This window comes from Niallia oryzisoli, assembly GCF_043641075.1.
Taxonomy (GTDB): domain Bacteria; phylum Bacillota; class Bacilli; order Bacillales; family Cytobacillaceae; genus Bacillus_BD; species Bacillus_BD oryzisoli_A.
This window is the reverse complement of record NZ_JBHZRC010000008.1, coordinates 107,985-118,925: the sequence shown is the minus strand read 5'-3', so window position 1 is coordinate 118,925 and position 10,941 is coordinate 107,985. Positions and strand designations below refer to the sequence as shown.

Annotated in this window: 10 protein-coding genes and 1 riboswitch; of the genes, 4 read left to right on the top strand and 6 right to left on the bottom strand. The window is 40.1% G+C overall.

Features of this window, described 5'->3' with window-relative positions; translation table 11 throughout:
- The first annotated feature begins 920 nt into the window (after positions 1-920).
- Positions 921-1,940, top strand: coding sequence for an ornithine cyclodeaminase family protein (locus ACHUFV_RS19705; RefSeq protein WP_394237087.1), 1,020 nt, complete (start codon positions 921-923; stop codon positions 1,938-1,940).
- A 41-nt stretch (positions 1,941-1,981) separates the two neighbouring features.
- On the opposite strand, the gene ACHUFV_RS19700 is transcribed toward ACHUFV_RS19705, so the two are convergent.
- Positions 1,982-2,425 carry a DUF2085 domain-containing protein gene (locus tag ACHUFV_RS19700; protein WP_394237085.1) on the bottom strand — a complete coding sequence of 148 codons (444 nt, stop codon included), beginning with the start codon at positions 2,423-2,425 and terminating at the stop codon, positions 1,982-1,984.
- Positions 2,426-2,734: 309 nt separating this feature from the next.
- Positions 2,735-4,138, bottom strand: a complete 1,404-nt coding sequence (locus ACHUFV_RS19695; RefSeq protein WP_394237083.1) for an amino acid permease — start codon at positions 4,136-4,138, stop codon at positions 2,735-2,737.
- Between the two features lie 184 nt (positions 4,139-4,322).
- Positions 4,323-4,402, bottom strand: a riboswitch (glycine riboswitch).
- Positions 4,403-4,696: 294 nt separating this feature from the next.
- On the opposite strand from ACHUFV_RS19695, the gene ACHUFV_RS19690 reads away from it, so the two are divergent.
- On the top strand, positions 4,697-5,194 hold the full coding sequence (locus tag ACHUFV_RS19690) for a P-loop nucleotide/nucleoside kinase family protein (protein ID WP_394237081.1): 498 nt from the start codon (positions 4,697-4,699) through the stop codon (positions 5,192-5,194).
- Between the two features lie 236 nt (positions 5,195-5,430).
- On the opposite strand, the gene ACHUFV_RS19685 is transcribed toward ACHUFV_RS19690, so the two are convergent.
- A complete protein-coding gene (locus tag ACHUFV_RS19685) occupies positions 5,431-6,144 on the bottom strand; it encodes a hypothetical protein (RefSeq protein ID WP_394237079.1) in 714 nt (237 codons plus the stop codon).
- A gap of 463 nt (positions 6,145-6,607) precedes the next feature.
- On the opposite strand from ACHUFV_RS19685, the gene ACHUFV_RS19680 reads away from it, so the two are divergent.
- On the top strand, positions 6,608-6,823 hold the full coding sequence (locus tag ACHUFV_RS19680; protein WP_394237280.1) for a Fur-regulated basic protein FbpA: 216 nt from the start codon (positions 6,608-6,610) through the stop codon (positions 6,821-6,823).
- Between the two features lie 125 nt (positions 6,824-6,948).
- On the opposite strand, the gene ACHUFV_RS19675 is transcribed toward ACHUFV_RS19680, so the two are convergent.
- The 3 genes from ACHUFV_RS19675 to ACHUFV_RS19665 all read right to left on the bottom strand — a co-directional run bounded on the left by ACHUFV_RS19675 (position 6,949) and on the right by ACHUFV_RS19665 (position 10,325).
- Positions 6,949-7,977, bottom strand: a complete 1,029-nt coding sequence (locus tag ACHUFV_RS19675) for a uroporphyrinogen decarboxylase family protein (RefSeq protein WP_394237077.1) — start codon at positions 7,975-7,977, stop codon at positions 6,949-6,951.
- The gene (locus tag ACHUFV_RS19670; RefSeq protein WP_394237075.1) at positions 7,974-9,497 is read right to left on the bottom strand and encodes a cobalamin-dependent protein; all 1,524 of its coding nucleotides are present in this window, start codon (positions 9,495-9,497) and stop codon (positions 7,974-7,976) included. Before ACHUFV_RS19670 ends, ACHUFV_RS19675 begins: the two co-directional genes overlap by 4 nt.
- A gap of 240 nt (positions 9,498-9,737) precedes the next feature.
- Positions 9,738-10,325, bottom strand: coding sequence for an NAD(P)H-dependent oxidoreductase (locus ACHUFV_RS19665; RefSeq protein WP_394237073.1), 588 nt, complete (start codon positions 10,323-10,325; stop codon positions 9,738-9,740).
- Positions 10,326-10,433: 108 nt separating this feature from the next.
- Here ACHUFV_RS19665 and ACHUFV_RS19660 point away from each other — a divergent pair, with 108 nt between their 5' ends.
- Positions 10,434-10,874: a MarR family winged helix-turn-helix transcriptional regulator gene (locus tag ACHUFV_RS19660; protein WP_394237071.1), complete on the top strand. Its 441-nt coding sequence runs from the start codon at positions 10,434-10,436 to the stop codon at positions 10,872-10,874.
- The last annotated feature ends 67 nt before the right edge of the window (positions 10,875-10,941 follow it).

The window sequence follows — 10,941 nt, the reverse complement described above, 5'->3', positions numbered from 1 at the left end:
TGAAACCGTCGTTTGGGAACTATCAAGGGCTGATAGTGCCTGTTCCGAAGTTTGAAACCGTCGTTTGGGAACTATCAAGGGCTGATAGTGCCTGTTCCGAAGTTTGAAACCGTCGTTTGGGAACTATCAGGACAGATAGTGCCCGTTCCGAAGTTTGAAACCGTCGTTTGGGAACTATCCAAGGCTGTTAGTGCCCAACCCCAGGCTTGAATCCTTCGTATGGGAACTATCCGAGGTTGATAGTTCCCAACCCCAGGCTTGAATTCTCCGTATGGGAACTATCCAAGGCTGTTAGTTCCCAACCCCAGGCTTGAATCCTTCGTATGGGAACTATCAAGGGCTGATAGTTCCCAATCCTAGACTTAAATCCTTCGTATGGGAACTATCCAAGGCTGTTAGTTCCCAACTCTAGCCTTGAATCCTTCGTATGGGAACTATCCAAGGCTGTTAGTTCCCAACCCTAGCCTTGAATCCTTCGTATGGGAACTATCCAAGGCTGTTAGCGCTCGATACGAGACTTAATCATATTTGGTTGGTTAAACTCTAGACCTCCATAACCAGTAACTATAGATAATCTCAGGATACAATTCGGATTTCTATCGTTATTAACAATGTATACAATCGTATACGTAAAGTCAAATGAATTATCTGATTATTTCCACAAGATAACTACAGCATTATCCCGAGACTCACATAATTAATCAAACGTTTGTTTAAAAGCTAGCGAACCATCGCCACCACCTCGCTAGAACTTCTCAAAATTGTCAAAGTTACCGCGATTGTTATATTGGAAAAGCAAAATAGAAGAAATATAATTATCACGAGAAAGATCACGGGGACGGGTCCCTTGGTCCGAGGTCGTTCAGGCAGGCCAGTGAACCCGTCCCCGTTGCCCACCTCAATAAAAGGGAGTGAGAATCATGTTATTGCTATCAAGAGAAGATATTAAAAGGGTCTTTACGATGAAGGATGCAATTGCTGCGGACAAGGAAGCCTTTATCCTGCACTCACAGGGTAAAAGCAAAGTGCCTCTACGAACAAATATTAAAGCACCAAAACATGAAGGTGTGTTTTTATTTATGCCTTCTTACGTAGAAGACTTGGATACGGCTGCATTAAAAATCATTAATATTTTTCCAAATAATATTGATAAAGGGATTCCGTCAGCACCCGCTCAGGTCCTTCTAATCAATGGCGCAACTGGAATAGTCGATGCTGTATTGGATGGTACATATGTAACGCAATTAAGAACCGGTGCTGCGACTGGTGCTGCATTCGATGTATTAGCAAGACAGGATGCCAAAATTGGCGCATTAATTGGGACAGGCGGACAGGCGGCGACACAGCTTGAGGCGATGCTCGCAGCAAGGGACCTTGAGGAAGTACGAGTATTCGACGTGAACTTTGATCGTACCACTGCATTTGCTAAAAAGATGCGGGAGGAATTACAGGCCTATGGGGCAAAAATCATCGCCGTAAATTCCTCTGACGAAGCGATTGATCAGGCTGATGTCATTGTAACCGTTACACCATCATGCATTCCCGTATTTGATGGCAACCTGGTGAAAGCAGGTGCTACGTTAAGCTGCGTAGGTGCATACCAGCCGCATATGCAGGAAATGGATCCGATTATTCTGACAAGAGCCAGCAAAATTTACTTCGACTCAAAGGAAGCCGTCCTTTCAGAATCCGGCGATATTTTAATCCCACTTGCTGATGGAACGATTACAGAAGAGGACTTTACCGGTGATATTGGAGATCTTTTAATGGGCAAAATTAAAGGACGGGAAAATGATGAGGAAATCATTGTGTTTGAAACGGTCGGTATTGGAACACAGGACCTTGTGACAGCCAAAATTATATATGACAAAGCGGTTGAAAAAGGAATGGGATTAACATGGGGCGAAACAGAAGTGCCTAGTCCAGTTGTTTTGGCTTAGTACTGCTATCGAACCAATGGACCTGACCCTCCGTCCCGCCGCTATAAAACAAAAGCTATGATGAATTGACTGACACCGACGATAATAATGCTTTGGCCAAAGCCGCATACAAGGCCGGTGGCAAGCCTTAGGGTGTTTGTACTCATTCGGTATTTTCTCTTCTGGGTCCAGCCGTCAATAATCATGGGGAAATTCAAGAGAATTCCCAGCCATAACGGAACATTCCATCCAGCAATCAGTAGGATTGGGAAAAATAGATACCCTGCCAATATCCCCGTACATCTTGCACATATTGGCAGCGTATACCCCCTAATGGTTAGGCTCCTTGACTTCATCCTGTGACAGGGTACAACCTCAAACACTCGCTCCAGTTTAATCACAATTAGGTCCACAATCGCAATCACAGTCAGGACCCCCATCACAATCCGGAACATCACAGTCCGGCATGCAATCATAGCTTCTTTTCCGATGCTTCTTTCTTCCATAATAGATCACGGTAAAAAACAGCAAAAGAACCCCCACACCGATACCAATGGAACCGAATAGGACCTCACCTTTCACAAGTAATGTAGTCCCGACAAAAAGAAATAATCATTCCTGTTAGTATAAGAAAAAACATCTATTTCACCTATTTCTTGATTTGATTCAGACTTCCAAAAAAAGACTTATCAATATATATTCCATCTGATTGGAAAATTTTCCTTTAAAAAAGCACAACCAGCGGTTATGAACGCTTGTTGTGCTTTTTGGTCACTCTACTTTCTGACAACATGTAAGATAGAGTTTATTATTCACTAGATGGTTCTATGAATTTCACCATTTGAGCCAGGGTGCCTGTCCCCGTGGCTCAGGATTTGTACGTGTCTCTTTCTTACTGCATACAGGATGAATAAGAGTATGAACCATATTGGTGTAAGCAGTAGGGCTGTACGTGTGGCTTCGGCGAATAGCATGATGATTAGGATAAACGCAAAAAGTGCGAGTACAGCGTAATTCACAAATGGTGTGAATGGTGCTTTAAAGATTGATTTTTTATGCAAATCAGGGCGTGTTTTCTTGTATCGGATATGACTAATTAATATAATGCTCCACACCCAAATGAAACAAATGGCACTAACTGTTGTCACAATCCCAAAGGCCTGCTCCGGAATCAGCTTGCTTAACAAGGCTCCTGCAGAAAGAACTACCGCTGACATGAACAACGCATTGCTTGGCACATGATTTTTATTTAATTTTGCCAGCTTAGCCGGTCCTTGTTTTTGAGTCCCTAAATTGTAAATAATTCGGCTTGTTGAAAATAAACCGCTGTTACAGGCCGAGGCTGCTGATGTTAAAACAACAAAGTTAATGATTCCCGCTGCAACAGGGATCCCGACTAAACCAAACACCTGAACAAATGGACTGCTTGATCCATTCAATTTATCCCATGGATTAATACTTAAAATGATGAAAAGAGCACCAACATAGAAAAATAGAATTCTCATCGGAATTTTATTTATAGCTGACGGAATGTTCTTCCTTGGGTCAGCTGTTTCTGCTGCGGAGACACCGACTAATTCAACACCAACAAAAGCAAAGACGACCATTTGGAAGGATAAAAGGAATCCAGAGACTCCATTCGGAAAAATTCCGCCAAAATCCCATAGATTTTTTACCGTAACACTTCCTGCATCGGTTTGAAAACCGATGACTAGCATGATAATACCAATAACGATTAACGCAAGTATCGTAATCACTTTAATAATAGCAAACCAAAACTCTAGCTCTCCGAAAAGCTTAACCGTGAGTAAATTCAGACCTAATAATATGACCAGGCAGAGAATTGCAGGAATCCACTGCGGGATATCAAACCAATACTGAACATAGACGCCGACAGCGATAATATCGGCCATGGCTGTCATAATCCAACAAAACCAGTACGTCCAGCCTGTCACATAGCCTGCCCACGGGCCAATATAATCCGAGGCAAAATCTGTAAAGGATTGATAGCCTGAATTGGATAAAAGCAGTTCACCTAATGCCCTCATTACAAAAAACAAGGCAATTCCTACGATTAAATAAGCCAGGATAATGGAAGGTCCGGCTAATGCAATAGCTTTCCCAGCTCCTAAAAATAATCCTGTCCCAATCGTTCCGCCAATCGCAATCAATTGGACATGCCGATCCTTTAAGTCTCTTTTTAACTCATGCTGTGACATGTGTATTCCTCCCGTATTTCCTTTAACGCGACTCCTCGTTAAAGGATGAATGGTTAGTGATTCTAATGATCACTGGTACTGCTTTTAAACTAGTAAAACGTAAAAAAGAGATTGGAACTTTCCAATCTCTCGAAACGGTAGAATAACAAATATCAATAAATAATACATAAAATATGTAATATCTGTTTACCCTTCTGTCCGTTTGCCTGAGATTGTGAACCCTTCGGCGCCGCAAATACTTGCGATCTCTCCAGAAACTGCTCCTGTTATAGTGTGACCCATAACATTCATCGCATCATTATGAAATTAAATGTTAGCTGAAAAATAGATTTAGTCAGCTACTTTATCATTTGTTATACATTGTACAACTAATCCTAAAATTATATCAATATATTTCGCTAAATATTTTCAACTTTTTTTAGATATTTGTCTATCTTATTACAAAAAAGCTTACAAGCAGATTAAAGAGCATCTCGAGTATTTTTCATGTTTTAAAAAATAAATTATAATTATACAAGGTGTGATAGCAACCGAAAAAATAAACACGGGGGTTAAAGTATGAAACAATTGGGGACTCTATACTTTTTCTGTGGAAAAATGGGTGCAGGAAAATCAACGAAATCAAAACAATTGGCGATCGATAAAAATGCAGTACTGTTGTCTGAGGATGAATGGCTTTCATCTCTTTACCCCGATCAGTTCACATCATTTGAGGACTATCTAAAATTATCAGCACAGCTCAAACCGTTGGTGAAAAAGCATGTCCAAAACATATTAAGTGTCGGTACAGATGTAGTGATGGATTTTCCAGCTAACACTCAAAAACTACGAAAATGGTTTTTGGAAATTGTTTCTGAGATCAATGCAAGCCATCAACTAATTTTCCTTAATCTAACTAACGAGCAATGCTTGCGTCAAATTGCACAAAGGCGTAACGAACAACCCGAAAGAGCAGCTTTTGACACGGAAGCGATGTTTATTCATGTTACTAATTTTTTTGAAGCACCTAAAGAATCTGAGGGTTTAAATATGATAGAGTTTAGCGGAAAAGAATAACAAGTAATTCAACACAACGTTATAAAACCAATATAAAAACCGCAGAGTGTGGTAAGACCTCTGCGGTTTTCTGTGTGATTTCTCTGTCCAAAAGTATGCATTTTCACATTGATAACAGCCTTGTGAATTTGGTTTAAACCAATTCCTCTGCTTCCTTTTGCATGTAGCTCTGATGTAATGGGTGCTTTTCATTCAAGTCCCGACTGACCCTGGGCCACAGGACCCGTCCCCGCGGCTCACTTAAACCATCTTTTCCTAATCAGAAAAATAAGGGCGCCTATGGCAAAGATACCGACAATGATATAAAGGTATTTATGGTTTGCCCCTTCCTTCTCTATTGACTTTGAGTTTTTTAATTTTTGTTCATTAGCAGCCTCGTTTTGATCGGAATCCTTTTTAGGAAAAATAGTGGAAAGATCAATTTCCTCGAAATCTTTCGGATCGGTTGTTACTTCCTGTGTACTTCTATCAGTAGATGTACTAGTGTTTGAGTTTACTTGAGTCCTTTCCTTTGATTCAGCTTCTGCTGTAGGATTCGGTTTTGTTTGTGTTTCTGACTGTTGTTGTGGGGGTGACTCCAAGTTTTGATTAGTTTCTGGTGCTGGGTCTGGCTCAGGCTTTGGATTTGGCTCTGGTGTTGGCGCAGGTTCTGGTTGTGGTGTTGGTCCGGGTTCCGGTGCGGGCGTAGGTGCTGGTTCTGGTGTTGGTACAGGGTCGGGTGCTGGTGCTGGTGCTGGTTCTGGTACGGGTTCCGGTGTGGGTGCAGGTGCTGGTGTGGGTGCTGGGTCGGGTGTCGGCTGAGGTTCGGGCTCTGGTGTGATGACTGGATTCACAACTGCTGCATATACATAATTTTTCCCACTATGTAACCAAAAGCTGCCTATCACTAACAACATAACCGTCATGAACACATTTAGACTTTTTCTAAAGGTGTTTGTACTTGATTTCATACACACGCCTCCGTTTTCAGATCTACCCATAAAGAACAGTACCCCTTGTTCTTTATTTCGTTTGTAATAATCGTTCCACTGTTAGTTTAACAGAACGCTCGTAACTAAACTACTCTGATGACCTCGGTTCATTGTCCTTGACATTACAAAGTTTGTCTTTTTTTATAGACAAGTAACAATTCATTTAAGAATTGTAAATGACAGACAAATCGACAGCTATTTAAAAATTACTTGTCTATAATGACTATAGTTGAAGGAAAGGGATAAACATTATGTTCTAACCAGGGAGGAATAAAAATGGTATTGGCAATGATCTTGGTAAGCTTTATTAGCACATACTTCTTGATTTCTCTTGGTATTGATTGGTTGTTTAATATGGTTTATAGTCGTTTCCATGAGTAACGGATATGACGTAACGTGATTCACAGCTGGCAACTAATGATTAGCTCCTTTCTTAACTAATATCCAAGGAAAAGAGGTAGTAAAAATAGGTAATCTACTTCGTCAAGCTGTTCAGTTAAAAAGGTCAAGGTTAATTAACAAGCTAATTAAATCAGGTGTTTATAAAAAAAATAAACAGCATCTGTATGAATTGACACTGAGTGATCTTGAAAGAGAATACGAGTATATTGAGGCAAATGGACTTGCATCTAATTCAAAGGTTGAGAGTGAAAAGTAAATTCCGCGGGGTTGTTATCTAATAAAATAATAATGGAAAGTTCTGGGTGAGGATTGAGTCTCTGCAGAACTTTCCTTTTTCGTTTTTATATTACATCTGAGCCAAGGGACCCGTCCCCGTGGCCTTTATTTATATTTACCAAATTCTTTTGTGGCACGTACCATGGTTTCGATGACTTCGAAGGGGACGTCGTATGGAATTTCAGGTCCTTGTGAGGAGAGTACATAGCCATAGCCGTCAGCTGCTTTATTAATTGCCTTTTTTACTTCCAGCTGTGTTCTGATGGAATTCCAGTAGAGCATTTCGATATTATTGAAATTTCCCATGATGGCAATTTTGCCCTGCGCGATTTTTTTACATTCCTCTAAATTATCCTTGTAATCGATAATGGCCACAACGGCTCCTGTTGTTGCGATTAAATCTAAAATCCCCTGCGTACTTCCCACTGCTTCGTAAACGACAGGTACCGGGATTTCCTTAATGGTTTCAATGACTAACGGATGAACAAATTTTTGAAAAAGCCTCCTGCTGATCACCGTTTCGGAAGCAATACCATCTGCCATGACAATAATATCAGCCCCCTGTTCAACCATTTGCTTTGCCCAGGAAACGACATATCGTCTGCATTTGTCTAATAACATCTTTAAATATTTATCACCGGATTTATCCTCTTCCAACAATAATCTCATAAAAGGACCAGTTCCCATCAGCATACTTGGCAAACTGAAAGGGGCTATCAGTGCGCCGATTACGGCCGTATGATGCCCTACCTCTTTAGCTAGAATGTTGATCGCCTTTAATGATTCCTTTGTCTCAAGGGAATCGGAAGGATCGGGAACCTTTAAATCTACAATATCTTCAAATTTGCGTATTACTGTTTTCGAAAGGGTCGGTGAGCCATTTTTATAATAGGTTAAAGGAGAGCCCCATGGGACTAAATCCTCTACCACATGCGGGACTCCAAATACCGCATCATGCTCCAATTGCTCTAGTAATTTTAATTGTCCGTTTGCAATATGTACCCCGTTTTTTTGATAGGTTGGCAGGTCCATGTTTAATAATTTCGATCCTTGGGACAGTGCTACGGGTATGACAGGTACTCTGTCGACTGGTTGAAATGTAACGGCTCCGACTAAACGTTCTTTTGAATTCATTTGTACTCTACCTTTCTATGCATTAAACCTAGCAATTCCTTCGCCACTTTAATCGCTTCAATTCCATTTGCAGCCATTGCATCCGCCTTTACCTTTTGAACCAGACGCGGTTCAAAATTAAACGGTGCTCCACCGACAAGGATTTTAACATGCTGTAGTCCATTTTTATCCAATAAATCTCTTAATTGGACGACCTCTTCTGCTGTATGGAGAATCAAGGCCGAAACACAGATGAGGTTAGACCTTTGCTCTTTTACCGCTTCAACAAAGGCCTCATTCGAAACGGATAAACCTAAATCAGTTACATCAAACCCAGCCATTCGTAAAAAGGTCGAAATGATTTGTCTGCCTAATGCATGGTAGTCTCCGTACGCATTTCCGATAATGACTTTCCCTAAGTTTTCCTTCTTGTGGTCTTTTTCTAAAAGTGGAAGTAAAATATCCATACAAGCCTCAATAATTCTTCCATTCACATAAATTTCACTTAATGGGACAAGCCTGTCAATTTGTTCTTTTCCAACCGTTTCAACTGTACGCTCTAAAATATGTGTCGTGATAAAGGAAGCTTCCTCCCCTTTTTCAAGCGCATGCTGAATAAGCGAAATGCATTGTTCCACTTTTTCTTCCTTAAAGCTTTTATAAAAGCTTTTATATAAATCAGTAGAATCAATCAGACTAAATCCGTTCGTTGGTACGCCTAGCTCTTGGTTGAAATCATGGAGCATTTCCTTTGTTAAATCAACCTGTTCTCTTAGGATTTTTTTCACATTCGTATAGCTGGCTCGGTTATACTCAACCATAACATTCACTTTTTCAATAAGCTCATATATTGCTAGCAGCTTATCATCAAGAACCATCGACTCATTAACGATATTTTCACTATCCTGATACATAGAAACAAAGCTATCTTTTCCTTGCTCCAATTCCTCTACAACATTGATTAGGGTGTTACTATTCTCATTCAATATCTGGGTCATTTCTGAGGTTTGGCTGGTTAGCTTACTCGTTGTATCTGTAATATTAGAGGAAGATTCGTTCGTGATATCAGATAATTTCCTTACTTCCGATGCGATAATTTTAAAAACGGCGCCCTGTGCCCCTAAACGATGGGCCTCAATGTTGGCGTTAATCGCCAAGACCTTGGTTTGCGAGGATACACTCTGTAATAAGGCAAAGGTTTGGCGCAAATGTTTATCGACTTCAATATTATCTTTATTTAATTCCATGATTTTCACATTGATTTCACTATAGTTCTCTCTAAGCTGAATCATTTTATCTAGACCATCCAGAAATAGGCTCAATTGCAGGTCTATTTTTTGCTTCGTTCTTTCCGCCATCAAGGTGATATAATTTTCATTCCTTGTATAATCCATATAGATCTTTTTCATGTTGAATAGATAGTCGCTTAAGGCCAAGGAGGATGTTTCAATATCCTCGCAATAATTGATCTGCGACCAGAGTACACGAAGCTGATTTTCTAATTTCTTCTTTTGCTTCTCCAAAAAAGTTATAGTAGACAAATAAACCCCACCCTAAAACGTTTCTATTTCACGCTATCGATACTCTCATCATAAATCATTACCCTTTAATGAAAAGCGATAAAATTCACTATTGAAATAAAAATTTTTAAAAAAGTCCACGAAAGTCCACGGGGACGGGTCCCTTGGCTCGATCTGACTTAGTTAGAAGAGGCTTCTTATCCCTGTGGTTCAACGGGTGGGTTGTTGAACAAAATTTCTCAAATTTAATGTCGCTGCTGTTTACTGTCCCATTGTTTTAAAGTACCGATAAATCTTTTCCAGCTTTTTCAGCTGGTTTCCCTTTGGGCTTTCCATATTACCAAATTCAAAGAACTTCACTTTCTTGATTCCGACAAAATTAAATAAGGCCCTTTTCATGAGAATTTTATGTGCATTATGCAGCCAGATAAGCGGATAGTGTGTTGGCCCCTTCATGGTCGATACACATACAACGGATTTCCCTTTCAGAAGCCCATCTGGAAAGAGCCCCTTCTTATCTTTATAGGCAAAATTAGAGGCAAATAATTGATCGATATATCCCAAAAGCATAGCAGGTGGCCGCCCCCACCAAATGGGATAAATAAAGACAATCTTGTCCGCCCACATCAATTGTTTTCTATATTTTTCTAGATCAGGGTCCTTATGCATATCGCGTCTACGTTTTTCCTCATTAAATACCAAAAGCGGATTAAACCCCTCTTCATACAAATCCAGCACCTGTATTTCCTTTATGATAGGATTCTCTCCGCTGCCTTTTACCACCTTTTGTAAAAAGTCATAGGATAAACTGTTATGATTCGGATAAGTAAAAACAATTAGCAGATTCATCGTCCACCTCTTAATTATCATTTGATAACTAAATAGTAGCACCATTCACTTTAGTTATCAATTGATAATTGTAATTTGATAACAAATTTGTTATTTTGACTAGAAGAGGTGAGTAATTTGGATAAAAATGCTCTATTTTATAAACTTGTGTCATTTACATCTTCTGTTCATCGTGTAGCAAATGAGTTAACCATAAATGCGAAGCCTGATTCTGTATCACAGGTTCAATATAAAATTCTTGAGCATGTCGCAGTGAATCAGCCTGTAACACCAAGTGAAATTAACGAATGCCAGAATATGTCTATGCCGAACACAAGCCGAGAGCTTAGCAAGTTAAAGGAGAAGCGTCTTATTGAAAAGTTTCATGATGGAACGGACCGACGAAAGCAGTATATTCGGCTTACTCCAGAGGGCGAGGCCCTAATGAAGGAATCCTTCGCTATTATAGAGTCCCGCTTTTTACAGCGGATAGAACATTCGTCAATGGACGATTTAGAGGATATTGAACGTGCAATCGATATTCTTCAGACAAAGCTGTTTAGATCTTAAGCCTCAAGAACGCCGATACCATAATACGGTTGACGTGTTCCCGTTTGTCCCAATGTAAAAAGCTTAC